At 42.8% G+C, this 25,401-nt stretch carries 19 protein-coding genes and 2 tRNA genes; 4 read left to right on the forward strand and 17 right to left on the reverse strand.

Translation table 11 applies throughout. The features are described from left to right. Nucleotides 1-266 precede the first annotated feature (266 nt). Together DW650_RS14840 and DW650_RS14845 are read left to right on the forward strand one after the other, a co-directional pair. Nucleotides 267-339 (forward strand) — tRNA-Phe (locus DW650_RS14840). A 54-nt stretch (nt 340-393) separates the two neighbouring features. After that, nucleotides 394-464: transfer RNA gene (locus DW650_RS14845), tRNA-Gly, on the forward strand. A 751-nt stretch (nt 465-1,215) separates the two neighbouring features. Here DW650_RS14845 and DW650_RS14855 read toward each other — a convergent pair. Next, complete coding sequence (locus DW650_RS14855; protein ID WP_118210372.1) at nt 1,216-1,443, reverse strand: hypothetical protein; 228 nt, start codon at nt 1,441-1,443, stop codon at nt 1,216-1,218. A 204-nt stretch (nt 1,444-1,647) separates the two neighbouring features. Here DW650_RS14855 and DW650_RS14860 point away from each other — a divergent pair, with 204 nt between their 5' ends. Next, nucleotides 1,648-2,301: a transporter gene (locus tag DW650_RS14860; protein WP_118210373.1), complete on the forward strand. Its 654-nt coding sequence runs from the start codon at nt 1,648-1,650 to the stop codon at nt 2,299-2,301. 1,085 nt (nt 2,302-3,386) lie between these two features. Here the strand turns inward: DW650_RS14860 and DW650_RS14865 are convergent. The 5 genes from DW650_RS14865 to malQ form a co-directional block, all read right to left on the reverse strand. Further along, nucleotides 3,387-5,210: an alpha-amylase family glycosyl hydrolase gene (locus tag DW650_RS14865; protein WP_118210374.1), complete on the reverse strand. Its 1,824-nt coding sequence runs from the start codon at nt 5,208-5,210 to the stop codon at nt 3,387-3,389. A gap of 1,286 nt (nt 5,211-6,496) precedes the next feature. Beyond that, complete coding sequence (locus DW650_RS14870) at nt 6,497-7,408, reverse strand: sugar ABC transporter permease (RefSeq protein WP_117921132.1); 912 nt, start codon at nt 7,406-7,408, stop codon at nt 6,497-6,499. Beyond that, complete coding sequence (locus tag DW650_RS14875; RefSeq protein WP_044999520.1) at nt 7,408-8,775, reverse strand: carbohydrate ABC transporter permease; 1,368 nt, start codon at nt 8,773-8,775, stop codon at nt 7,408-7,410. The genes DW650_RS14870 and DW650_RS14875 overlap by 1 nt, the downstream gene beginning before the upstream one ends. Nucleotides 8,776-8,875: 100 nt before the next feature. Further along, nucleotides 8,876-10,213 carry an extracellular solute-binding protein gene (locus tag DW650_RS14880; RefSeq protein WP_118210375.1) on the reverse strand — a complete coding sequence of 446 codons (1,338 nt, stop codon included), beginning with the start codon at nt 10,211-10,213 and terminating at the stop codon, nt 8,876-8,878. Nucleotides 10,214-10,297: 84 nt separating this feature from the next. After that, nucleotides 10,298-11,779 carry a 4-alpha-glucanotransferase gene (malQ, locus tag DW650_RS14885; RefSeq protein ID WP_118591469.1) on the reverse strand — a complete coding sequence of 494 codons (1,482 nt, stop codon included), beginning with the start codon at nt 11,777-11,779 and terminating at the stop codon, nt 10,298-10,300. A gap of 284 nt (nt 11,780-12,063) precedes the next feature. Here malQ and DW650_RS14890 point away from each other — a divergent pair, with 284 nt between their 5' ends. Then, nucleotides 12,064-13,083 (forward strand): LacI family DNA-binding transcriptional regulator, encoded by a 1,020-nt coding sequence (locus DW650_RS14890; protein ID WP_118210377.1) that lies wholly within the window; start codon nt 12,064-12,066, stop codon nt 13,081-13,083. An 81-nt stretch (nt 13,084-13,164) separates the two neighbouring features. On the opposite strand, the gene DW650_RS14895 is transcribed toward DW650_RS14890, so the two are convergent. The 11 genes from DW650_RS14895 to DW650_RS14950 all read right to left on the reverse strand — a co-directional run bounded on the left by DW650_RS14895 (nt 13,165) and on the right by DW650_RS14950 (nt 25,352). Then, the gene (locus DW650_RS14895; RefSeq protein ID WP_118210378.1) at nt 13,165-14,403 is read right to left on the reverse strand and encodes an MFS transporter; all 1,239 of its coding nucleotides are present in this window, start codon (nt 14,401-14,403) and stop codon (nt 13,165-13,167) included. Nucleotides 14,404-14,566: 163 nt separating this feature from the next. Further along, complete coding sequence (locus DW650_RS14900; RefSeq protein ID WP_118210379.1) at nt 14,567-15,862, reverse strand: helix-turn-helix domain-containing protein; 1,296 nt, start codon at nt 15,860-15,862, stop codon at nt 14,567-14,569. An 83-nt stretch (nt 15,863-15,945) separates the two neighbouring features. After that, nucleotides 15,946-17,211 carry an ATP-binding protein gene (locus DW650_RS14905; protein WP_118210380.1) on the reverse strand — a complete coding sequence of 422 codons (1,266 nt, stop codon included), beginning with the start codon at nt 17,209-17,211 and terminating at the stop codon, nt 15,946-15,948. Nucleotides 17,212-17,384: 173 nt separating this feature from the next. After that, nucleotides 17,385-17,825, reverse strand: coding sequence for a MarR family winged helix-turn-helix transcriptional regulator (locus tag DW650_RS14910; RefSeq protein WP_148399335.1), 441 nt, complete (start codon nt 17,823-17,825; stop codon nt 17,385-17,387). A gap of 81 nt (nt 17,826-17,906) precedes the next feature. Continuing rightward, nucleotides 17,907-18,221 carry a thioredoxin gene (gene trxA, locus DW650_RS14915; protein ID WP_334290575.1) on the reverse strand — a complete coding sequence of 105 codons (315 nt, stop codon included), beginning with the start codon at nt 18,219-18,221 and terminating at the stop codon, nt 17,907-17,909. Between the two features lie 115 nt (nt 18,222-18,336). Continuing rightward, complete coding sequence (locus DW650_RS14920) at nt 18,337-19,212, reverse strand: NAD(P)/FAD-dependent oxidoreductase (RefSeq protein ID WP_330414662.1); 876 nt, start codon at nt 19,210-19,212, stop codon at nt 18,337-18,339. A gap of 274 nt (nt 19,213-19,486) precedes the next feature. After that, nucleotides 19,487-20,857, reverse strand: coding sequence for an MATE family efflux transporter (locus DW650_RS14925; RefSeq protein WP_118210382.1), 1,371 nt, complete (start codon nt 20,855-20,857; stop codon nt 19,487-19,489). Between the two features lie 68 nt (nt 20,858-20,925). Then, on the reverse strand, nt 20,926-22,308 hold the full coding sequence (locus DW650_RS14930) for an MATE family efflux transporter (RefSeq protein WP_015521436.1): 1,383 nt from the start codon (nt 22,306-22,308) through the stop codon (nt 20,926-20,928). 114 nt (nt 22,309-22,422) lie between these two features. After that, nucleotides 22,423-22,758 carry an MmcQ/YjbR family DNA-binding protein gene (locus DW650_RS14935; RefSeq protein ID WP_006858957.1) on the reverse strand — a complete coding sequence of 112 codons (336 nt, stop codon included), beginning with the start codon at nt 22,756-22,758 and terminating at the stop codon, nt 22,423-22,425. Between the two features lie 18 nt (nt 22,759-22,776). Continuing rightward, nucleotides 22,777-23,409 (reverse strand): hypothetical protein, encoded by a 633-nt coding sequence (locus DW650_RS14940; protein ID WP_243102980.1) that lies wholly within the window; start codon nt 23,407-23,409, stop codon nt 22,777-22,779. 290 nt (nt 23,410-23,699) lie between these two features. After that, entirely contained in the window at nt 23,700-25,352 is a 1,653-nt protein-coding gene (locus DW650_RS14950; protein WP_118210383.1) for a recombinase family protein, read from the reverse strand. Nucleotides 25,353-25,401 lie beyond the last annotated feature (49 nt).

Raw genomic sequence — 25,401 nt, forward strand, 5'->3', positions numbered from 1 at the left:
AACCTAAATCAGGCAGACCTAGCTTTTCTTATTTTCGGACAACGAAACCAAAATTAACTCCGGCTTTGCGCAAGATGCCACTCACAAACCTACGAAATACCATTTGAGCGGGCGATTTATTTCATAAACAAATCATCATTTATCTTACAACTCATCCTAATTAGAAAAAATCATAAATTTTTAAAAAATTTGAAAATTTAAAAAAATTTGCATTTTTCACTTGACAGCAAGGTTTTTATCCTTTAAAATAGATTTTGCTGTGAGACGCCCAGTTAGCTCAGTTGGTAGAGCAGAGGACTGAAAATCCTCGTGTCTCTGGTTCGATTCCGGAACTGGGCATTAGAGCAGAAACAACCGTTTCTGCTCAGCAGTATTCAGTTTCATATATCTCATGCGGGTGTAGTTCAATGGTAGAACACCAGCCTTCCAAGCTGGATACGTGGGTTCGATTCCCATCACCCGCTTTTGTTATGTAAAAAACGAGTTTCATTCGAAACTCGTTTTTTGCATCTTTGATAAAGCCAAAGATTACACCTGTTTTTACATGAATAAAAAAGAAGGACATTGCACTCAACACAACATCCCTCTCAATCATCTTATTCTGTTATTTCTTTTTTACCACAACCGTTTTCACATACGAATTCTGTCCGTAGACCTTCGTACCATCATCATATACCGTGTATGGACAAACCTTTACGTAATATCGTTTTCCCTTTTTCAGCCCTTTTATTGTCCTGGTTGTGCCTGCTGAATACACTGTTTTGACACCTTTTTTGAATTTATAATCTGTAGAATATTGTATCCTGTAACCAATGGCATTTTTTGCGGATGCACACTTCACGGTCATCTGACCTTTTTTGGTACTTTTTAAGATTTTAGTGTGCCTTTGGAGAGTTTGATCTGTTTTTCTGCCTGAATTATAAACTTAAAATCAAATGACTGTATTCCTCTGCCACCATTATCATCTATTTTAAGTAATATGTCCCCACTGAAAGTTCTCTACTCAGTTTCGCCTGACTCCAACCTCCTCTGTATCTTGTCCATACGTTCCGGTTACATACCCAGTATATTCCGTCCCCATCTCATAATCCACTGCCAAATCTGCCATCGCAGCCTGTACCGTACTACTTCTGAATCCCAGAATTACAATTACACATAAAAACATCAACAGTAAATTTTTTTATTTTTTTTGCTCATAGATAATTTTCTCCTTTGTCATTTATAACCATTCCACTTCTTCTTTACTGCACCGGTATAATCACTGATTCCCATATCTAACGTATTATAATTAGCAACAAGTGTATCAATCCTTTTTTTCATTGTAGTCAAAAAGGCGTAACCTTCTCTGTCAGTCCGGAACTGCTTGCTTCCTTCCTCTCCGGCGGCATATTTCAGACAATTCTGGCTTTTGTACATCACCCGCAGCAGTTTTCTGATGATCAAATCGTCACTGATGTTTCAAAAATCCTTGGATGCTTAGAGACAATGACCAGCTGATCACGTCTGCAATATTTTAGAAAAACTTCACGAATTGGTACTTTTTTCATTTTTTCATGTGTGTTATTCTAGTGAAATGAGGTCAATATGTACCAATGCCTCATCATGTGATGTGAAATCACGATAAGACTGTTAGAAATGAGGATTACCATGGAAAAAAAGACAGATTTTAAGGCACTCTCAAGCAAAGCAAAAGTCCAGTACATCTGGGACTATTACAGACTGCACATTTTATCAGTGATTGTGATCGGTGGTATCGTGATCGGTCTTACATATCATTTTGTTTCTTACCGCAAACCGATCTTAAGTGTAATTATGATCAATGTACAGACAACCAGCGAAAATGCCGATGCTGCTTTTGACGAATTTTCAGATACTGCCGGCTATGATAAAAAACAGCAGCCCATCGACGTTTCTACAAACCTGCAGTTTCCGGAAAGTTCAGATGCAGCTTCCGCTTCCAGTTATGAAGATTATATGGTGCTCTCCACAATGGTCGGAGCCGGTGGACAGGATCTGTTTTTTGGAACAGGGGATACCTTTTTAGATTATGCAAACGAAGGTGCCTGTCTAGACCTGCGCACCTATATTTCCGATGATGTATTAGAAAAGTATAAAGATCATCTGATCTATTCCACAGATGATGGTGAATCCGAATCTTACCCATGTGCGATCGAGCTTACTGACAACGCATGGATCAAAAAATACGGTATTTATGACGGAACATGCTATTTTGGCGTGTTCAGCCGTTCCGAGCAGAAAGATTACTATACACGGTTTGCGGATTTCCTGCTGAACTACTAATATGAGTTACCAAACAAATGATGATTTGTTTATGAAATAAATCGCCCGCCCAAATGGCGTTTCGCAGGTCTGTGAGTGGCATCTTGCGCAAAGCCGGAGTTAATTTGGGTTCCGTTGTCCGAAAATAAGAAAAGCTAGGTCTGCCTGATTTAGGTTATGGCGGAGTGACGTGACCGGCGTTCAACGAGCCATCCTTGGCTCGTGAAGCCTTGTTCTGCCGTCCGTGGCAGAACATCACTGTGTAACTACAGGCAGACCAAGTTTTTCTAATTTTCTCCCAAAGTCACAAAATTAGCTTCGGCTTTGCGCAAGATGCCAGTCTCCAGGTTATGAACACCATTGGGGCGGGCGGTTCATCTCAAAACTGGGGGCGTAGGTGCGAATTTTCGATATTCGCACAAATGGAAATATGCTTAAAATCCTAATGTGCTGTATCATTGATATTCAGACTAATGACTTGCCAAAATTTCCATCTGCTACATTGTACTACATGAATTGTTTCATAAATTGCCAGACCAATAACACAAAATATTCTTCAAATATGTATGGCAATAAACATGAGCATAGCGGAATACATTAAGGTTTTTGCCAGCGTTATCAAACAAATAATAAATTATTGAATATAGTTATTTAGAAATATTTTTTAATCAGATTCAGACACAAAACACTAAAAATTTACGTCTCCCAAAGTTGTAAAATGAGTTCTCCCGCGAAGGGTGGTTCACAACCTTGCGGCTGGCAAATCGCATCAAGCCGAGACTCGTTTTGTGACTTTGGAAGAAAATTAGAAACTCTTAGGATGCCTGTCCGTAACACAGTGTTGTGCTGCCATGGACGGCAGCACAAGTCCTAATGTGCCCGGACGGCACATTTAGGACGCACACGTCACTCCGCCCCAACCTGAATCAGGCATGCTTAGAGTTTCTTATTTTCGGACAACGGAAACAAAACAGTCCCGGCTTGATGCAATTTGCCACTCACAAAACTGCGACGCCACCCTTAGCCGGGGAACTCATAGCCCCACAAACCACAATTTAGCGGAAAATTTATTGCTCTAACTTATGATATCACCTTCTCCCTCCAGTTCACTTCACTATCACTACCGAATATCCCGGCATTGTGAGTGTTCCATCGGAAAAAGCAGCTTCTTTTGCATCCGTCAGCAACACTCCACCAATTTCAAGATCACTTCCGCTCTTTCCTCCAACTGTAACTCCGGATAAATCTACATCCGCACTCTCCGGAGCAAGATTGTAAACCAGAAGTATTTCCGAATCACCATATGTTTTCTTTATGACACATACCTTGTCATCTGAAATATTCTCCTCAAACTTTACTGTTCCACGGGCAATTTCCGGATACTCATTCCGAAGTTTTATCGTCTGTTTTATAAACTGATAAATTGAATTTCCGTCTGCTTCCTGTGTATCAAGTGCACCATATTTCATCTTTATGGAATCCATATCCGCAGGACCTTTGCACATTCCATCAGTTGTGGCATCTTCACTCCAGTACATTGGTGCACGTTTATTTTCATCCTTACCGGAGCCCTTCATGCCAAGTTCTTCTCCATAATAAAGAAAAGCACTTCCCGACATCATAAGGTTCATCGCCTGTGCGATCTTCATCTGTTTTTCACTGTCATCCCCGGAGTAATAACCCGCACTGCGCGCCATATCATGATTCGTGTAAAATGGTGCATCAATATAACTGTCGCTATACTGTGAAAGGTTATCCTGCAGGCTTACGAGCGCTTTTCCGTAAGAGGAAGCTGATCCATTTCTCAGCACGTTTGCAATCGTACCCGTACTGTCTGCAAAAGAGAAATCAAAGCAGCTATCAATTCCGCTCTCATAATATTTTGCATAAGTATTCTGATCTGTCCATACTTCTGCCACGATATAAGCATCTTCTTTTTTCTCTTTTACCATGGAATTAAACCAGGACAGTACCTCCACGTTTTTATCCACACTTCCGCTGTAATACTCTTTTGCTGCATCCAGGCGGAATCCGTCCACGCCCAGATCAAGCCAGAAGTCCACGATCTTGTCAAATTCATCACGGACTGCCTGACTGCCAAGGTTTAAATCCGGCATTTCGCTCCAGAACTGCGCCTCATAATACCAGTCTGTACCATCGAGCTTACTGTAACCGCCCTGCATTTCCTTAGAAAAATTATAGTAATCCACATAAGGACACTCCGACGCATCCGGCTCTGCTCCCTCCGGCCGGTTTTTCAGGTAATCTGCTGCCGTTTTAAACCATTCATGCTGGGAGGAAGTATGGTTCATGACAAGATCGATAATGACATTGATTCCCCTCTCATGGCATGCCGCGATCAGATTTTTAAAATCTTCCATCGTACCATATTCCGGATCGATATCAAGATAATCCGTCACATCATATTTATGATAGGTCGTAGATGGCATGACCGGCATCAGCCAGATTCCGTTACATCCAAGATCCGTATCAGTTGATGGATCGCCGTCATTGATATAATCTAACTTTTCCGTCAGTCCTTTCAGATCTCCGATTCCATCTCCATCACTGTCAAAAAAGCTGTACACAAACACCTCATACCAGGTACGGTAATTATCGTCAATGATCTGTTCATCACCGGTATTAACCTGCTGCATCAGGGAAAGTGCGGTCACTCCTGCATTTTGTGTGTCTGCGTCCTCTCCAGTCCCTGCCGTATCATTCAGCCCTGCTATACTGCTATTCTTCGAATCAGCATTTTTCTCCTGTCCAACAGAAGTCTCCGTATCCTCTGCAACAACATTCAAAGAACTCTCCGACGCATCGGAATTATCCACAACATTCCCCGAAGAAACTGCTCCTTTTCCACATCCCCCTGCGGAAACTATCAACATGCCGGCTAAAATTGCCGCAATTACTCTCTTTCTCATCTCTTCCCTCGTTTCTGCACAGCTTTGTCACTGTGCTTTTCATTCTATTATAATATGTTTCTGCTTTTTTTGCACTCCAGACTGCCCATAAAAATTTAACAAATTCCACGGCAAATAATGTTCGTAACTTATCGACACGCGTTCCCCAACAAATGATGGTTTGTGGTTGTGATGTGAGTTTCCCTGTGTAGGGTGGTTCTGGGGGATTACGATTGGCAAATTGCATCAAGCCGGGACTGCTTTGTTCCGTTGTCCGAAAATAAGGCAATCTAGGTCTGCCTGCTTAGGTTGTGGTGGAGTGACGTGTGCGTCCTAAATGTGCCGTCCGGGCACATTAGGACTTGTGCTGCCGTCCGTGGAAGCACAACACTGTGTTACGAACAGGCAGACTAAGATTGCCTAATTTTCTTCCAAAGTCACAAAACAAGTCCCGGCTTGATGCGATTTGCCAGCCGCAAGGTTGTGAACCACCCTTCGCTGGGGAACTCATTTTACAACCTTGGGTAGTGCGTAAATTTTTAGTGTTTTATGTGTGAATCTGATTAAAAAATATTCTGCGTTATTAGTCTGGTAATTTATGAAACTATTATTGTATTTTAAAACTGCTGTTAAGCAAAATAATGCAGAATGAATTTTTAGTCTGCAAAGCGGAAAAGTGAGGTGTAGTGGACTATACTGTTTGATAACAATACAGCAGATTAAGATTCTAGCAAGTCATCAGGCTGAATATCAATGATACAGCACCTTAGGATTTTAAGCATATTTTCATTCGTGCGAATATCAAAAATCCACACCTACGCCCCAGTTTTGAGATGAACCGCCCACTCAAATGGTGTTCACAACCTGACAGCTGGCATCTTGCGCAAAGCCGAAGCTGATTTTGTGACTTTGGGAGAAAATTAGAAAATCTTAGTGTGTCTGTAGTTACACAGTGATGTTCTGCCATGGATGGCAGAACAAGGCAGCATCGAGTCATGGATGACTCGTTGTTGCCGTTCACGTCACTTCGCGAAAATCTAACTCAGACACACTTAGACTTTTCTTATTTTCGTACAACGGAACCAAAATTACTCCGGCTTTGCGCAAGATGCCACTCACAAACCTACGAAACACCATTTAGGTGGGCGACGCATGCCTCAACAAACCACAATTTACCAGGCAATTCATTAACTTCTTCTGATTGCAAAAAGAGCAGAAACGAAACCGTCCCTGCTCTCCCGGCAGACTCCCCATCTGCCCAATGACACACCAAAATGTGCCCTCATATTCCATTTGTATCCTGTGGATCAGCCCTTGACAGCTCCGCTCATACCTTCCACATAGAACTTCTGTGTCATTAAGAACAGAATTGCGATCGGAATTGATACCACAACTGCACCTGCTGCGAAACAGGTATACCAGCTATCGATATACTCTTTCTCAAGCATCTTCCAAAGACCGATGGATACGGTGTAATACTGTGCATCTGCACGGCAGATAACTTTACCGAAAATAAAGTCAACCCATGGTCCCATAAAGGATGTTAAAATCGTATATACGATGATCGGCTTACTGAGCGGTACCGTAATCTTTGTAAATACATTCCATCTTGTCGCTCCATCGATAATCGCTGCCTCATCCAGCGATTTTGAGATTGTATCAAAAAATCCCTTCGCAACATAAAATCCTGCACCGGAACCGGCGGAGAACACGATGATAAGTGCTACACGGATCATTGCACCATCTGCTAAATTAAGTGCTCTTAAAATATAGTACACAGCGATCATGGACATGAAAGATGGAAACAGACCAATGATCATCGCAATATTCATAAACGGTTTTCTCATCTTAAATCGCATTCTTGACATACTGTATGCCACTGAAAGTACAAAGATGGTAGAAATGATGCAGGTAAAAATTGCGATCACAAAGGTATTCATAAACATCTTCGGAAAGTTTAAAATACTGGTGTCTGTAAATAATTTGATGTAATTATTAAATGTATAGGTTTTCGGGAAAAATGTACTTACATAAGAACCTTTCTCTCCACGGAAACTTGTAAGGATTACCCAGAAAATCGGGAGAACCCAGATAAATGCCAGTATTGCCAGGAAAATGTGAACAATCACATTTATCACTGTTTTACGGATTTTCGCCGTATTGGATGCACCACTTTTTTTCGCAGCCACTGCTGCTGTACTCGTATGTGTCGTGTTCATTACATGAATCCCTCCTCATCTTTATAGGATGCGGTATTGCGATATGTTACCAATGCTACGATCGCAAGTACAATAAATGTCATAATACCGATAACAGCACCTAAGTTATAATAGTTCTTATCAACCGTCAGCTTGTACAGCCAGGTAACAAGAAGGTCTGTCTTTCCTGCTGTTGCATCCACCGGAGTAGGATTTCCACCTGACAGAAGGAAGATGACATTGAAGTTATTGATATTTCCCGTAAACTGTGTGATCAGGTACGGTGTCATAACGAATAACATGTAAGGCAATGTGATCTTAAAGAAAGTCTGTACAGCATTCGCTCCGTCGATCTTTGCTGCCTCATAAAGTTCACCCGGAATATTCTGTAAAATACCGGTTACCTGAAGTAACGTATACGGAATACCTACCCAGAGGTTAATAACAATAACCGTTACTCTTGCCCATGTTGCATTTGAAAAGAACGGTAATGCGGTATCGATCAGACCATATTTTAATAACAGCGTATTGACGATACCGGTCGGCTGTAACATGGTACGCATGATCAGCAGTGATACGAACTGCGGTACTGCGATGGAAAGTACAAAACAGAATCTCCAAAATGCCTTTCCTTTTGTCTCCTTACGGTTGATGATAATTGCTAAGATCATACCGAGGATATAGTTTAATGCGGTTGCTACAATGGCCCAGATCAGTGTCCATCCTAATACGGAATAGAACTGCTTGCCGATGCTGTCACCGAAGTTTAAAATCTTCTTGAAATTTGCCAGTCCCACCCAGTCAAATAATACCAGATGATCGTTGACTTTACTGTAGTTCGTGAACGCCATGGTAATGTTATAGATCAGTGGTAAGATCGTAAAAATTAAAATTCCCATAACCGGCGCTGCCAACAGTAATTTATATAAATTTTGATCTAACAAACTCTTGCAGTCTTCTTTAAAGTTGTTTAAGTGCTTTCCTGATTTTGCCAGCACTTCCGATTTATAAGAGCTCTTTACGGACTCTCTCCAGACAATGATAAACATTGCTGTAATATAAACTGTTGCCACTCCATACAACAGAATCAGTGCTGACTGGTCACCTGCTGTATATTCATAAATACTCTTTTTTTCGTTCCATACTTTTTCCTGCTCTCTCCATCCAAGAGATGGCAGCATAGATAAATTATAAATTCCTGACTGAATCATGTACCAGATATATGCAGCTTCTACTGCAAGAAACATGATTCCCTTTCCAATTTGTTTATGTGCAATATTTCCTAAGCCCATAATTAACAGGGAAAGTTTTGTGATTATATTTCCTTTTGCCACCGCATTTGTAACCGTGTACGGTGTTGAAAATTCTTTATTTTTTCCTTTTTTCATTCCAGCCTTTTTCACGTTATGGGCCTCCTTTAAATCTCAATGTAGAAACATCCAGGATGCCCGTCCGGGCACCCTGGGATTTCTATCAGAAGAAATCTTTTTACTGTGCAATGTCTGTGTTCATTGTTGTATTCATATCTTCTGTTTTCTCTGCTGCGTTATCAGCTGTGATCTCACCAGCGACCAGTGCTTTACCCATGTTCTCAGCCGGTGACCAGTAGTTGCTCATTTCGCTTACTAATGGCTGCATGATAGATGTATCTGTCATAACTTTTGTAACTGCCGTAGCAATTTCATCATCTGAGATTGCAATGTTTGTATTTGTAGGAAGGATATTTCTCATATCATAATGATCTTTCTGGGCATCTTCACCTGCAAGGTAAGCCGCTAAAGCCATGGAAACCTGCATATTCTCTGTATTTGGATTAACGCCGATTGCTTTAGATCCTATGAAGGATTTCATCTGACCCTCTGTTCCTCCGATATTTACAGTAGGAAGAGCTGCAACACCCATGTTATCGCCAAGAGCTTCTTTTACAGATTCTGCATCCCATGTACCTGAGAAAATGGCATTAACGCTGCCATCACGTAAACCGGCAATACCTGCTCCGTCTGCATCATTAATGAAGTTTGGATTCTTGCAAAGGTCTACAAGATACTCAGTAACTGCTGCTGCCTTGTCACCACTAAAATCGACACCTGCTGCTGCATCAGTACCATCACCAAATAATGTACATCCGTTTGCTACATAGAAAGCCTGAATATACCAGGAGTTAGATAATGGGAAAGAAACTTTTCCTTTTTCTAACATGGTATCAAAGCTCTTAATATCATCATCTGAAAATACACTCTTATCATAGTACATGAACCATGTATTTGATGTAAACGGGAATGCCACTACTGCATCATTGTAAGTAACAGATGCTGTAATAGAATCAGAGTTTGTTGTAGTTACATAGTCAAGATAGCTTCCTCCAAGCTCTGCTAATGCATTTGCAGATACCAGATCCGGGATGTTATCGTTTGCTAACATATATACATCTGCGGAGTTTTCAACATCCTGTGTAACCGTTGCTTTTGCATCACCCTCTGCACATACACCATAATTGAAAGTGATATCCCAGTTTGGATGAGCTGCGTTGAATGCGTCACACTCTTTTGCAAGCCAGCCTGTATCCTGATCTTCCTGTGGGCTCCATACTGTAATTGTACCGGACCATGGCTCATCTTCAGAATCTGCGGCTGCTGCCTCAGTACCTGCGGTATCTACGGCTGCTGCCTCAGTACCTGCGGTCTCCTCTGCTGCTGCATCACTTGTTGTGCTGTTGTCTGCTGCTGCATCGCTTCCAGCATTGTTTGCGGCTTTGTTTCCGCATCCTGCTGCCATGGTTGTCATCATAGCTGCTACCATTAATAATGACACTGCTTTCTTTTTCATTTTTTTCCTCTCCTTTTCTTTTTCCCAAAAAGTTTTCATGAACTTTGTTTTTATATAAAATGCAATCTGCACTTTATAACATAATTATCTGTGATAAACCGACGCAAGCGTCCGGATCCATGCCCTTCGCTCCTCACTCAGTTCATCGGTTCCAATCCTCCATCTCCAGTTTCTCCCGACGGTGGATGGTGCATTCATCCGCGCTTCATTTCCAAGCTTCATCAGATCCTGCATCTGTATGATCACCACATCTGCAATGCTTGCATAGGCAGCCCGGATCAGCGCATCCGGTATTTCTTCTTTATATTTGATATTCAGATACTCGTACAGATAAGCAAGCTCATAATCTGTTTTGTCCCTGAAGTAACCAACAATTGTTTCATTGTCATGCGTTCCCGCATAAACGACAAGATTGCAGTCGGTGTAATTATGTGGAAGATGTTCGTTTGCCGTATCATCCCCAAATGCGAACATCAAAATCTTGATGCCCGGCCATCCGGTTCTTGCCATCAGCTTCTTCACGCCCGGTATCGGACTCTTTCCTGCGATATCCTCAACGATGATGTGTGTATCTCCGATCACTTTTTCGATTGCATCCGTAAGTTTCTTTCCAGGTCCCCTACTCCACTTTCCACTTCTTCCATCTTCTGCCTTGTTCGGTACGACATAATACTTTACGATCGCTGCAAAATGATCAAGCCGTATCACATCAAACAGCTTTGCATGTTCTAACATGCGCGCCTGCCACCAGGCAAATCCATCTTCTTCCATCCGGCTCCAGTTGTATACTGGACTTCCCCACTTTTGTCCATTCTCTGAAAATGCATCCGGCGGAGAACCTGCAACTCCTTTTGGCGTCCCATCCTCTTCCAATAAGAAAAGTTCCCGGTTTGCCCATACATCCACACTGTCTAATGCCACATAAAACGGAAGATCACCAATCAGCTGGATACCTCTGTTATTTGCATATTCTTTTAATTTTTTCCATTGTTTAAAAAATTCAAACTGGCAGAATTCATAGAACAATATGTCTGTATGTAACGTTGTTTCATACTCTTTTAATGCCTCAGGATCCCGGCTTCGAAGCGGTTCGTCCCACTTCTGCCATTCCTCATCACCAAAATGTTTCTTTAATGCAGTATAAAGTGCATAATCAGAAAGCCATCTGGCATTTTCCTCACAGAACGTTACAAAAACTTCATTTTCGATATCGAATCGTGCGAACGCCATTTTCAAAACTTTAAAGCGGTTCTCATAAATCATCGCATAATCAATATCCGCTTCATCATTTCCCCAATGGAAACTTCGGATCTCTTCCACACTAAGCAGCTTCTCCTGCACAAGATCATCCAGATCGATCAGATATGGATTCCCGGCAAATGCGGAATATGACTGATATGGACTGTCTCCAAAACTGGTTGGACCGATCGGCAGCACCTGCCAGTAACGCTGTTTTAAATCCACCAGCAGATCTATAAACTGGAATGCCGCATCTCCTAATGTACCAATTCCGTATGAAGATGGTAAACTTGTGATCGCTAAGAGGATTCCTGCTCCCCTTGCCATTCTTTTTGCATCCAATGATCTTCCCCGGTCCTTCCTCTCTTTTTTTTCGCTTTTTTTCGTATCTGTGATAATTTTATTACTGGAAACGTTTTTTGTCAACGAATTTGCAACTTTTAACAGCGTTTTTGCTATATTTGCCGTTTTTGCTATATCGTTTTTGTTTATTTTAACAACGAAACCACTCGAAAGTTTCGAAAATTTTAGTGTGTCTGCTTGTCAACTTTTTCTTTTCTTTATATAATATATAAGAATTAACTGTTTTTACTAAGGAGAGGATCTTATCCATGGCAACAATCAAAGATATTGCAACAAGACTCGGTGTTTCCGTCAGTACCGTATCAAAAGGTTTAAACGGCGCAAGTGACATCAGCGAAGAATTACGTCAGATGGTTCTTGATACTGCAGTTGAAATGGGATATGCGACCAAAAAGTCAAAGAAAAAAGAGAACCGCAAACTGGCGGTTTTTATCGAAAATATGGAATATGAAACGGAAGATCAGTTTGGCTACGATATCGTACTCGGTTTCAAACAGAATGCTTTCCGCCATAATTGGGATGTCACCGTTATCCCGGTCACACCTGCTTTTCAGCTTACAGAAAAATATGATACATACATGTTAAAGAACGGTTTCTGCGGTGCCTTTTTAGTCGGATTCGCCCTGCATGACGAATGGATGCAGCAGCTTTCCCACACCACAATGCCGACTGTTCTCTTTGATAACTATATCGAAAAAAATCCTAATGTCTGCTATGTCGGCACCGATAATTACGAAGGTATCGACGCAGCCGTAGATCATCTGTATACCCTCGGCCACAAAAAAATTGCTTTTTTAAACGGTTCCCTGCACTCCATGGTATCCGAGCAGCGCCAGGAAGCATTTTTTAACAGCATGAAAGCTCATGGACTGGCTGCTGATGAGAAGCTGACCGCCTACGGCTATTATGTGGCAGACAGCGCAAAATATCACGTCCCGACGTTTCTCGGCGCAGGTGCGACCGCGATCATCTGCGGCAACGACCTGATTGCTTCCGGTGTGATCGCTGAGTGTAAGCTGCGCGGTTTCCGTGTTCCGGAGGATATCAGCGTTGTCGGTTTTGATGATCTTCCGCTCTCTGCCTCCTTAGAGCCGCCGCTTACCACGGTTCGTCAGGAGCGCAATGAACTTGGAAAATGCGCTTACGTCGTTTTAAATTCTCTGGTGCACCACATCCCGTTCTGCCGGACGCAGATCCGGGCAAGACTCATTGAAAGAGAATCGACGGCACGCTGTCAGGCAGCACCCGAGATAAAACCACTGGTGTAAAAGTGATAGATTTATAAGCAATGCTATACGGGTATAAAGAGGTGGTTTTCAGTTCTCTGACTGGAAAATTGCAGTGTCTCACTACTCCGTTTTCCGAACCGCCTCATATACGGGGCGGTTTTCTTTTGCCGGAATGCAAATCAGTAAAAACATAGCGGTAAGTTCTGCTACTGAGAGCATCAGAATGGCTGACCGATAAGACATGATCTGCCCCAGTGCTCCCGCTGCCATCTGGAATGCCACACTTCCGATCGCAAATACCATATTAAAAAATGCGTTGATACGCGCCCGCATATTTTCGGGCAGATAGCTCTGCACTGCTGTCTCACGGATGGTCGCACTTGAGATGCCAAGGGCCCCACAAAGGAAACGGTTACACAACATCAGCGGATATGGCAGATATAAAAGTAAAATATCCATCAGTCCATAGACCGTATAGACAAATTTGGTAAACGCATAGCGTTTTTTTACCGGTATTTCTTTTTTATACTGGAAAATGCCGCCAAGTCCCCTCCCGATCATTTCCGCACTTTTTAAAAATCCAAGCATTGTGACCGTAAGCCACGGCACTGTCTGGTAAAACGCTTGGATCAGTACGGTATTTCCATCTGACACACCGCTTGTGATACTCATATAAGTATAGATGTTACGAATCCCCTTTTCTTTTTTCAGATAATGAAATCCTTCCCTGATATCCTGACAGTACTGCTTCCATGTATAATCATCCTGTGCTTCTTCTTTTTCCTCATGAATCCGGCTCTCTATGACAACAGATACCATCGTGATACCAGAAACCAGATAAAAAATATGTGCCATGGATATTTTTTCATATAAAAAGGTTGCCGCCGGGGACATTGCAATGATGACAAGCGGATATATCGTATTGCTGACCGCGTATCCCTTCTGCTCCATCCCGTTCGGGATCAGATTAGGATACCATGCATCATATGCAAGGCGGTAAAACACTGAGATTGTCCCTACCGCAAGAACGAATATCAGATACAGCAGATAGTTGAACGCATGACCACTGATATAGACTCCCATCACCGCATATAATACCGCCGTTACAATATCCAGTCCGACAATCCATTTTTTCTTTCCGCCCTTGTCGATCAAAGGTGCTGCCAAAACAGAAAGAACAATGTCCGGCAAGACGCCGCAGATCAGCACCAGTGCGGACAGGAAGGTAGATCCGGTTTCATCAAATACTAAAAGGCTGATCGGCAGGTTCATGGCTTCGCCGCCCACGGCTGTTAAAATGGTTGCGATAGTGATACTGGTAAAATCTTTTGTCCAGAGTGTTTTTTGCTTGTGTGACATGTTTTCCCTCATTTCATGTTTTGTAGTATAGCGTAAAGATTATGATGTCCGGAGCAAATAGTGGATTCCAGACATCATATATCGATTGCTACAGTTATTATATATTCCACTTTAAACTAGATAAAGCGAATTGATTTGGGAAAATCGGTACAAAAAAAGCACGCTAAAACGTGCTTTTTCTGGTCTTTGCGGAAATTTGTTCACTAAACTCCAATGCCTTTTTATATTTTCGCTGCCTCGTATAGGCTTCTAAGATCACATTTTTATACTGGTAGAGGAAACCAAACGACTTTTCTTTTATGAGTGCCCTGATCAGTCGTTCGATCAGATCTAAATATGCCGGATCCGCCGTAAAGTCTGGCTTTTGTTCCATGCAAAGTTCCTCATACATCAGACGTTCTGCCATCTTACCCTTCATATCTTTCCGGAAAAGTAACTGCTTCATTATTGCAAGATAATGATCCGCCTCCCTGGTATTTCCAAGGAGAAGATGTAACCATGCCTTTTTATGACAGAGCAGGAAATCTTCTGACCGGACACGGTTTAAACAATCGAGTGCTTCCTCATATCTTCCAACTGCAAGATAGGTCGCCCCCATATTATAATATAATCCCTGCTCGTATTCTTTCCACCATCCGGTATTCTGTAATAGCCTTCTGGTGCGCTCATAATAGACGGTCATCATCTCATCCATATCGACACATGCATATGCGCTTCCATTCATAAAATAATAATCCGCCAGTGCATATACATTTCCCTCTTCTAATGCCGCCGTCACAAAACGGTTCTCCATCCGGTGAATTGCGTCGTATTCTGCCTGTTCATAATAACCGGAAATCAGACAGCTCATGCCAAGCGTGTTCTGCAGTCCGTGCTGTACTTTCTGATACCACTCCATTTTCTCTGCCGGATCTTTTGTGAGTCTTGAACAGACCAGACTGTAATAGGCATACTGTTTTTCATCCATGCAGTCTTCTAACTGCGCTAAAGTGCTGACATTCTCATTCAAAAAATTCTGTATGTCATTTCCATCCGCTTCTTTTTTCATCAAACTTTCGATAAAACTTTTATCTAATTCTTTCCACGCGCTCTCACTGTAATAAATTGCGGACACCAGTCTGATATCGATTGTAAGCGGTGACATCAAAAGCCTGTCCCATTTTCCGGCAAGTTTTTTCCATACCGTTTCATTTTCCAGCCCATATTGCAGATTGTAAAAAAATTCATCCATCTGTTTCCTGCTCTCAGTAAGAAACGCAGAATCTGTCTCATAATTGATTTCAAGTCTTGCAAAAAGCTGCTTTAAAATTGCCATATCCGGCTCCGCCGATCCACGCTCGATTTTACTTAAATACGAAACCACACAGATGCCATAGCAGACTTCTTTCTGCCCCTTTCCCTGTCTGATCCGCTCCGCGCGCAAAATCATCCCTGCCGGATTTTTTTCTTTTCTATTCATGCTTATTTTCCAAATTTTTGTCTCTGTGAACTATCTATTGTCTTTATAAAGCCCATTGGATTTTTCTGTTATAAAATTGCCTCTTAAATCGGCGCAAGCAGGTACTCACACAAAATCTGATATAATTTTTGCGGTTCAACCGGTTTTGCAATATGTGCATTCATGCCCGCTTCCTTGCATTTTCTCACATCTTCCAGCGTATCGTCTGCACTCAATGCTATGATCGGAATGATCTGCGCATCCGGCTTTGCAACCTTCCTTATCGCTCTCGCGGCAACAAAACCGTTCATGTTTGGCATCTGGATATCCATCAGTATCGCATCAAAATGATAGGGTTCTTCCGCTTTAAACTGCTCTAATGCCGCTTTTCCATCCTGCGCACTGATCACATTTACCGCCACATGCTCTAAGATACGCCTGCTGATCTCAACATCAAGTGGATGATCCTCCACAAGCAGAACCCTCTTTCCCCGCAGGATATTCTGTATCTCCTCCGCGGAACGATGTTCCACCTCGATTTCCGGCTGTATCTCCGCAATCTCAATCTCAAGGTGGACTTTTATCTCCGTACCCTTCTGAGGCTCACTTTTTACTGCGATCGTTCCTCCCATCAGATCAACGATGCTTCTCACGATTGCAAGTCCGAGTCCCGCTCCGTTTCCCCGTTCCCCCTGATTCACGCTCTCCTGCGTAAATGGCTGGAAGAGAATCTGCTGAAACTCTTCGCTCATTCCCATTCCGTTGTCGGACACCACATAGTCGGCACAAAATTGATTGTTGTGCGTGGCATAATTACAGATGCGGAATGTGACCTCCCCGCCCTCCGGTGTAAACTTCACCGCGTTGGAGAGCAGATTAAAAAATATCTGGAAAAACCGCACCGGATCAACCATCATATTAATGTTGATCTCCTCATGCGGCATATGAAATCGGATCCATTTGCGCTCACACATCGGCTCCATCATATTTTCCACTTCATTTAAAAATTCCGTAAACGAATACGGCTTGGGATGAAGATGAAACTTTCCGTTTTCGATCTTAGACATATCCACCAGATCATTCAAAAGTCCCATCAGAAATTCACTCGCGCCGCGTATCCGGTTTAAGCACTCTTCCATCCGCTCCGGATGTTCCGTCTCTTCAAGTCCTAACGCCGTTGCCCCCACGATCACGTTCATCGGTGTCTTGATCTCGTGACTGATGCGCGACAAAAACTCTGTTTTTACTTCTGCAACTTCCTCTTTCGCTGCATCCCTCTGCGCCTGCATGCGCCGCAGACGCACCGTGTCAAACAAAAACAATCCCACAAGTGCCGCGATCAGTACTGCGATCAACATTGCCTGTTCCATAACAAAACCCCCAGTGGTTTCTACTCTTCATAAATGACTGCCTGTTTTCCGGCAATCTTATAAGGATAATTTTACCATAGGGGTTTGGTGGGGTGCAACTGGATTAGGGGGAGAAATCACTTTAACTTTCTGTTGCAGATACACTTGTCAAATGTTTGAAATATGATTTATTTTCATTCTTTTCCAAGCACTCCCAGCACTTTGTGCAGCAGCCGGTACAACTCATCAGCATCTTCTTTCTCCAGACACACGCAGCAGCCCATTTTTTTTGGCACCAGAACGGCATCCTCTTTCAGCTTTTCGCCGAGTTCTGTGATCGTCACATTTAACACACGCTCATCCTCCCTGTCCCTTGCGCGTACAAGATAGCCTTTCTGCTCAAGCTTTTTCAGGACAGGCGTGAGTGTGCCAGAATCCAGATATAAAAGTGCTCCCATATCTTTCACGCTGATCTGTCTGTGTTCCCAGAGCACCATCATCGCGATATACTGCGTGTATGTCAGGTCAAGCTCATCTAAAAAAGGCTTGTACTTGCGCACGATCTCTTTGGAACAGGCGTAAAGTGGAAAACACAACTGGTTTTCCAGTTTTAATGCATCGTATTTATCTGGCATGATAATCCTCATTTCTACCGGCACACCATTCTGCAATCCAGATTGTTCCCAGAGGATGTGCCAGTTCACAGTCAGTTCTTTCTAATTCAGATGTTCCTCGATAAAGCTGCGCATTGCGTCTTTCGGCTGGAATCCAACCGTTCTTGCCACTTCCACGCCATCTTTTAACACGATGACTGCCGGGATGCTGACAATGCGGTACTCCTGTGCAAGTCCCATGTTTTCATCGGAATCTGCGTTGTAAAACTCTGCCTTGCCGGAGAGTTCCTCGGATAATTCTTCCATCACCGGTGCTAACATCTGGCACGGTCCGCACCATACTGCGGAAAAATCAACAACTGCTACTCCTTTTTTTGCCTCATTTAAATCGTTATTTGTAATTTTCTTTACCATAATATTTTCCTTTCCTGCGCAGTTCTTTGCGCATGACACACTGTTTTTTGTGATATATTTGCTGTAAAATACGTTCCGGTTTTAGTCCCACACATTTCTGTTCATGCGGGCTGCCTCTTTACTGCTTCCCGGCTTCGCGTTTTTTCGCATCCAGATAAGCCACTGCGGATAATGCCGCAACATTGCCCTGTCCGGCTGCTTTAATATACTGATACGGTGTTCCCGTGATATCTCCACAGACGAAAAGTCCCGGAATATTTGTTTCCATCGACAGATTGACCTTTACATGATTTCCGTCTAATTCGAGTCCCGGAACAAGCTGTTTCGGGGATACGGCATCCCGCAGTACAAAAACGCCATCCACAAGGTACTCCCCCTGCTCTGTGCGAAGTCCCTCAACTTTCTTTTCACCAAAGATCTCCTTCGGACGTTCTTTGATCACCGTTACCTGCTCTGATACGCCAGGTACATCCTGATACATTGGAAAATAAAGTACCTCTGCTGCCACTTCCGCAAGAAAGTCCGCTTCGTGTTCCGCATCTTTTCCGTAACCGATGACGGCAACCTTCTTTCCTTTATAAAAGCATGCATCACAGGTCGCACAGTAGCTGACCCCCCGTCCTAACATCTCTTCCTCGCCCGGAAGTGTTTTGCCTGAGACAACGCCGCACGCTAAGATCACACTCTTTGCCTCAAGCACTTCCTCGCCTGCCTGGATTGCAAAATAGTCGCCCATCGCATAGACTGTGCCGATCCGGCTGTCCGTAATATCGATCTCCATCATGGCAAGCTGCTTTTCAAACGCCTTCGCCATATCCGCTCCGGTCACCGCCGGGAGTCCCGGATAGTTCATGATCTGATGCGCCTTGCTGACCTTGTCGCTCATCTGCTTTTTCCCGATCAGCAAAATATTTTTATTTCTTACCTTTGCCGTCAACGCAGCAGAAACGCCGCCAGGTCCGGTTCCGATAATCGCTATGTCTGCTCTCTCCATTTTTCTCTCCATCTCAAAATCATTGTTTTAAATTTAATTGTGTGCAATCTTTACGTTTTTTATCTTACAGGAAGATACCATCACTTGTCAAGTAAAAAAAAAGAACCGTGAGATTATTTTCTCACAGTTCTCTTTTCCTATACGTTATTTTATTTTGCTGTAAACTTGTATACTTTCGACCTTGTTACCCATGTATCACGCTCCGTCGGATAATATTTCGAATCCATCAGACAGTATTTGGAGCCTTTTTTCAGTTTCAGATTTTTTTATACGCTCACACTTCTCCCTCTTTCAATATCTTTTTAATGTTGAGGAAAAATAATGTCGCTGCAACTGTCACCGAAATAAAATCCGAAACCGGCTCTGCTAAAAAAACGGCAAATACTTTATCTGCAAAGAAATGCGGCAGGATATAAATCAGCGGAATCAGCAGGATAATCTTTCGCAGGCATGCAATAAACAATGAGATTTTTGCCTGTCCGAGTGCCATGAATACCTGCTGCACCGCAAGCTGGATTCCGAATACTCCGGTCGCTGCCATATAGATGCGCAGTGCCCATTTTGTCATTTCAAATAATTCCTGTGAACTGCTGTTGAACAGATGCACAAAAAATCCAGGTGCGATTTCCACCGCCAGACAGAAGATCATCGTGTATGTAAAACTGCAGATCATAAGCAGACGATATGCCTTTTTCACACGATCCATCTTTTTTGCTCCATAATTAAAACTCATGATCGGCTGCGCTCCCTGTGCAATTCCCTGCACCGGCATAAACTGAAGCTGCATAATACTGCTTAAGATCGTCATGGCTCCAACCGCCACATCACCGCCGTAGCGTGATAAAGATGCGTTAAATGCAATATTGATTGCGCTCTCCGTCGCATTCATGATAAAAGGCGATACACCAAGGGCGCATACCGGCAAAAGTACGGAGGCTTTCGGCTTAAAATACTTTGTCTTTATTTTCAGCTTTGTCTGTTTGCCCGTCAGAAAAAGGATGACCCATACCGCTGAAATTGCCTGTGAGATCACCGTTGCAAGCGCGGCTCCCTGCACACCCATGTCAAATGCGAAAATAAAGACCGGATCTAAAATAATATTGCAGACTGCCCCGATCAGAACCGTTTTCATACCAACTTTGGAAAATCCCTGTGTATTGATAAAGGAATTTAATCCCATCGTAAGCATGACAAACAAAGTCCCTTTTCCGTAAATGTTCAGATAAGAAAGTGCATACGGCAGCGTATTGTCACTTGCACCAAACAGCATCAGAAGCGGCTCCGCTGCAAACTGCAGTACCACAACTAAAATCAATGCGATCACGATCAATGCCATGGTACAGTTGCCGAGTATCTCCTCCGCCTCATCATTTTTGCCTTTTCCCATGAAAATAGCAACACGCGGCGCCCCGCCATACCCGATCAGACCGGAAAATGCCGTGACAATCATCAGAATCGGGAAGCAGAGTCCAAGACCGGTCAGTGCCACGCCCCCGTTTTCCGGGATATGACCGATATAAATACGATCCACCAGATTGTAAAGAAGATTGACGAGCTGTGCGATCACAGATGGTACCGCCAAGGTCAGCAAAAGTCTGCCGACGCTTCCCTCGCCGAGATTAATTTCATTTTTTGACTGTTTCATTTATATCCTCTTTTCCTGAACTTATTTTTAACCATGTAGCTATAAAAAACTGCTTCCAGTTTCTCTGTTTATAAATCATGTGTTGCAGCAAATTTTTCCAGAATCTTTTTCTGCTTATAATGATAATAAATGATCATCCCCACCGCGCTGACCAGCCATGTAATTGGGTAACATGCCACGATCTGTGAGAGTGTGCCATCCGGTACGATCCAGGTGACCCATACGACACGCAGCACACAGATACCGATCATCGTCATTGCCGTCGTCACGATCACATGCCCCTGCGCGCGCAGTGCGCCGGAATATACTTCGATAAACACAAACAGAAAATAGGTCGGCGATATGATCTGCATCATGCTAAGACCAATTTCCACTACATTCGCATCTGTGGTAAATATGCCAAATAAAAATCTTCCCGCCGACATTAAGATCACACTCAGAAGAATCGCAGTTACAAGTGCCATGCCAAGACATTCCCTTGTTCCTTTGCGGACGCGGTCCATTTTTCCGGCACCAAAATTCTGACCAACGAACGTGGTCGCAGCGATTCCAAACGCACTGTTGATCATCCAGAAAAGGCTGTCTATTTTGCCAAATGCAGCCCATGCCGCCATTGTGTCAACGCCAAATCCGTTTAACGCAGCCTGCACGATCACGTTTGAAATACTGTACATGCTCGACTCGATACCGGTCGGCAGTCCGATGGCGAGCATATTTTTCAGCACACTTTTATGGATCCTGATTTCGCGTGGAATTAACTTTAAGCCGGCAGTATGATACATTAATGCCACACTGACGAGCACAGCGCTGATCCCCTGCGCGATCAGTGTTGCCACTGCCACGCCAAGGACTCCCATTTTAAATCCAAGCACCAGCACCAGATCCAGAATAATATTGACGATGCAGCAGATGATCAGAAAATAAAGCGGACGTTTCGAATCGCCGATTGCCCGTAAGATTGCCGCTCCCATATTGTAAACAAAAATAAATAAGAGTCCCGCAAAATAAATCCGCACATAAAGTGTCGAGTCAGGCAGCAGATTTTCCGGCGTATTCATCCATTTTAAAACCATACGTGTCATAACAACACCGATCACTCCGGCAATGATACCGCCTGTGATTGCAAATGCATATGCCGTGTGCAGTGCCTTATGCAGCTGTTCCTCATTTTTTGCCCCAAAATGCTGGGAGATCATAACTGTTGCGCCGGCAGATAATCCGGTAAAAAATCCGACCACCAGATTGATGATCTGACCGGACGAACCGCTGACGCAGGATAGTGCCTCTTTTCCGACAAACCGCCCGACGATCACCGCGTCCACCGTATTGTAAAGCTGCTGGAAAAATGTTCCCACCAGTATCGGGAAAAAGAATAATAAAAGCTGTTTCCAGATGACTCCCTCTGTGATTTTATTTTCCATTGTATCTTTTGCTGACATAAAAATCTCCATTCTTGCGCAGCTTTCTGCGCATCTCAAGTTTGTGCGCAAGCACAAATCTTGCGTGTGAAAAATCTTATTTTTCACACTATTGCCTCACTTCTTGATTGTTCTTTACAAATGAATTTATTTTTTTCCGCAGATCAGATCATAACTCTCTGCGATCATCCGTCTGATTTCCTCATCCGGTATGCTTCCATCCAGAATAACGGTATTCCAGTGTTCCTTGTTCTGATGATATCCCGGAATCACCGCTGCATATGCCTCCCGCCAGAAATCGCGCCACTGCGGATCAACTTTTATATTTATGCGCATCTGTCCTTCGTACTCATAAGTCCAGAGAAATGCCTTTTTGTTCTTTTTATACCGCACCAGAATCCAGTTTGGATCGTGGAACGGTGTGTCCTGATAGACATCTTTAAATGTCATGCCAAAAGATAATGCTTCCTGTCTGGTTGTCATGGACTTTCTTCCTTTCTTTTATCTTCGGATTTTACGGATAATTGTACTCAAAATACGTTCTAAAAAATGTCCTGCCATAGGTAGTCCAATAAATCCGCTTTTTAATAATAGTAATCCGGCTCCCATAGAAAACAGAAAAGATGCCGCTATCTCTATTACTATTTTCCGGTCAAATTTTAATTTGCAGATCAGACATTGTATACAGATGCTGATACACCAGACAAACGATGTAACCGGTATGGACAAATACAAATCTAATCCCCAGTGCATGAAAAGAACACCGCTAAATGTCTGCATCATCATACGCTGCGGGATTTCCATACAGACACCATCTAACGCATAAAGCAATAATTCTTTTCCGCGTGGGATTTCCGCAACCTGATTTATGGAAATGACAATGGCTGACAATAATACTGTAACAGCCAGAATCATCCAGTTTTTCCAATCAGCAAGACTATGATAATTCCATAATTCCAGTCTGTTGTATTTTAAGATGAAAACTAATGGTATCACAGATGCAGCTATTACACTATAGCGTTCCAAAAATTTTACTTTTGACTTTTCCACACATATCTGTATCAGAAAATTAAGCCCAAACCATACTCCTGACAGCAAAATTCCTGAAACTAAAGTTAAAATAATATAAATCATCTTTATTACTGCAGCTCCCGCTCCACCCACGGAATATGTTCCACATCAGCTACCCTGTTTTCCTCTCCTGTGCTATATACAATGACGAAACCTTAAGTCCTGTCTGTTGCAGTACATATGCCTTTATCTGCTCATAAGCTGCTTGTCTCCGCTCCGCTTCGGTTCGTGCCAGACAATGGTCCCCCAGACCTTTAGCGCCCCTTAAATTCAGATAAATCCATATCCTCCAGGGAGAAGTCCACCTTCACTTTTCTTGTATCGACCATTCACTTGGAAAGCAAGACAACTGTCTAAACGGTACTTTCATTGTCCCAACAAAGTTCCTGTATTTCCCTGTCTCCAAAATACACTGGAAAACGGAACTTTATGTGCTTCAGGAATCTGCCATCTGGCTGCTCCTGCTCGTAAATGTCCACCTGTTCCACAAAACTGTTAAGAAATTCTTTCTTCTCCAGGTCGGTGAACTTATCATATAGTTTATCAAAATACAAAAGAAATTGATAGACGTTTTCTTCTGATATTTTCTGTTGCCGGATATTCAGCAGGCGGTTCTTGACTTCTTCTATACTGTTCTCCACGCCTTCAATCTCATCATACAAACGGTATAACCTTGTCTCCATATCCTGATATTTCTTCTCATAAAATTTATCCATGATATCCAGACTGTCCATCTGCTGTCCAAGTCTTGCTTTTGCTCCGGTCAGCTGCCTGTGCTGCTTTTCCAGTCTTTCAATCTCTTTTTCTATTTCTTCTGTATCTATTCTTGAACCGATTTTATTCAGAATTGCTTCTTCAAATTTAGGATTCTTCACCAGCTTCCGAATAACTTCTTCCACTGCATTGTTAATCTTCTCCTCACTCCATTGTTTACGATATCCACATTTATGACCATCTACCAGGCGACGATGTTTGCAGGCATAATAGAAATAATCCTTATATAAAGTTCCGTCTTTCTTTTTCTTTCGGTTCACGTTTCCATACATACCACTTCCACATAATGGGCATCTCAATATTCCGGATAAAATATGCTCATGATCGAGACTATGTGTCTTTTCATATTTCACACCTGTTTTTTCCCGTTTTTGATGTGCCAGCTCCCAGTCTGTTTCTGAAACAATCCCTTCATGGATACCATCGTGCAGCATATAATTTTCCTGCTTTACAATGCGGTATTCATTTCTTGTACCAGAAACTTTCTCGTTTTTCCTTCGTCCATAAGCCAGCTTTCCACAGTATACCGGATTATCCAGAACGCCCTTTATAAATGAAGCGGCAAATGCGTCCAGTGTATTATTCTGTCGTTTTTTCTTTTTGTATCCATGCTGGTTCAGCCATGCAGCAATCGCAGAGATTCCCATATTGGTATGAATAAATTTGTCATAGATCAGACGAATAATCTCTGCTTCGTCCTCTGCAATCTGCAATTCTCCATTTACTAATTCATAACCATACGGAGCAAATCCACCATTCCATTTTCCTTCCCTGGCTTTCTGCTTACGTCCTTCCATTGTCTGAACAAGGATATTCTCTCGTTCGATCTCTGCCACCGCAGACAGAACAGAAATCATCAGCTTTCCACTATCTTTTGAGCTGTCAATTCCATCTTCTACACAGATCAGATTCACTCCAAAATCCTGCATCCTCTGCAAAGAATTTAAAACATCTGCCGCATTACGACCAAATCTGGAAAGCTTGAACACCAGTACAAACTGCACCTCATCTGTTCCATTCTCAATATTATCCAACATTCTCTGAAATTCCGGTCTGCCCTCTACGCTTTTTCCAGACTTACCTTCATCGGAATACTCATTTACGATTTCCATGTTTTGAAATTCCGCATATCTCTTGAGTTTTTCTTTCTGAGCATCCAGACTGTAGCCATCTACCTGCATGGTTGTGGATACTCTGGTATATATATCGCATTTAATCTTTTTATTCTTCATAATCTTCCTCGCAGTATAACTCCGTTTTGTTGTCCCAACTTAATTTTAG

It is taken from the genome of Roseburia sp. AM23-20 (assembly GCF_003470905.1).
GTDB classification, from domain to species: Bacteria; Bacillota; Clostridia; order Lachnospirales; family Lachnospiraceae; genus Roseburia; species Roseburia rectibacter.

Excerpts from the sequence above, each read along its gene's own strand:
- DW650_RS14935 (WP_006858957.1), bottom strand. The coding sequence starts at position 22,758 with ATGACAACCAGACAGGAAGCATTATCTTTTGGCATGACATTTAAAGAT.
- DW650_RS14870 (WP_117921132.1), bottom strand. The coding sequence starts at position 7,408 with ATGAACACGACACATACGAGTACAGCAGCAGTGGCTGCGAAAAAAAGT.
- DW650_RS14900 (WP_118210379.1), bottom strand. The coding sequence starts at position 15,862 with ATGAATAGAAAAGAAAAAAATCCGGCAGGGATGATTTTGCGCGCGGAG.
- DW650_RS14930 (WP_015521436.1), bottom strand. The coding sequence starts at position 22,308 with ATGGAGATTTTTATGTCAGCAAAAGATACAATGGAAAATAAAATCACA.
- DW650_RS14860 (WP_118210373.1), top strand. The coding sequence starts at position 1,648 with ATGGAAAAAAAGACAGATTTTAAGGCACTCTCAAGCAAAGCAAAAGTC.
- DW650_RS14880 (WP_118210375.1), bottom strand. The coding sequence starts at position 10,213 with ATGAAAAAGAAAGCAGTGTCATTATTAATGGTAGCAGCTATGATGACA.
- DW650_RS14920 (WP_330414662.1), bottom strand. The coding sequence starts at position 19,212 with ATGGAGAGAGCAGACATAGCGATTATCGGAACCGGACCTGGCGGCGTT.
- DW650_RS14895 (WP_118210378.1), bottom strand. The coding sequence starts at position 14,403 with ATGTCACACAAGCAAAAAACACTCTGGACAAAAGATTTTACCAGTATC.
- DW650_RS14890 (WP_118210377.1), top strand. The coding sequence starts at position 12,064 with ATGGCAACAATCAAAGATATTGCAACAAGACTCGGTGTTTCCGTCAGT.
- malQ (WP_118591469.1), bottom strand. The coding sequence starts at position 11,779 with ATGGCAAGGGGAGCAGGAATCCTCTTAGCGATCACAAGTTTACCATCT.
- DW650_RS14865 (WP_118210374.1), bottom strand. The coding sequence starts at position 5,210 with ATGAGAAAGAGAGTAATTGCGGCAATTTTAGCCGGCATGTTGATAGTT.
- DW650_RS14905 (WP_118210380.1), bottom strand. The coding sequence starts at position 17,211 with ATGGAACAGGCAATGTTGATCGCAGTACTGATCGCGGCACTTGTGGGA.
- DW650_RS14925 (WP_118210382.1), bottom strand. The coding sequence starts at position 20,857 with ATGAAACAGTCAAAAAATGAAATTAATCTCGGCGAGGGAAGCGTCGGC.
- DW650_RS14910 (WP_148399335.1), bottom strand. The coding sequence starts at position 17,825 with ATGCCAGATAAATACGATGCATTAAAACTGGAAAACCAGTTGTGTTTT.
- DW650_RS14940 (WP_243102980.1), bottom strand. The coding sequence starts at position 23,409 with ATGATTTATATTATTTTAACTTTAGTTTCAGGAATTTTGCTGTCAGGA.
- DW650_RS14950 (WP_118210383.1), bottom strand. The coding sequence starts at position 25,352 with ATGAAGAATAAAAAGATTAAATGCGATATATATACCAGAGTATCCACA.
- DW650_RS14875 (WP_044999520.1), bottom strand. The coding sequence starts at position 8,775 with ATGAAAAAAGGAAAAAATAAAGAATTTTCAACACCGTACACGGTTACA.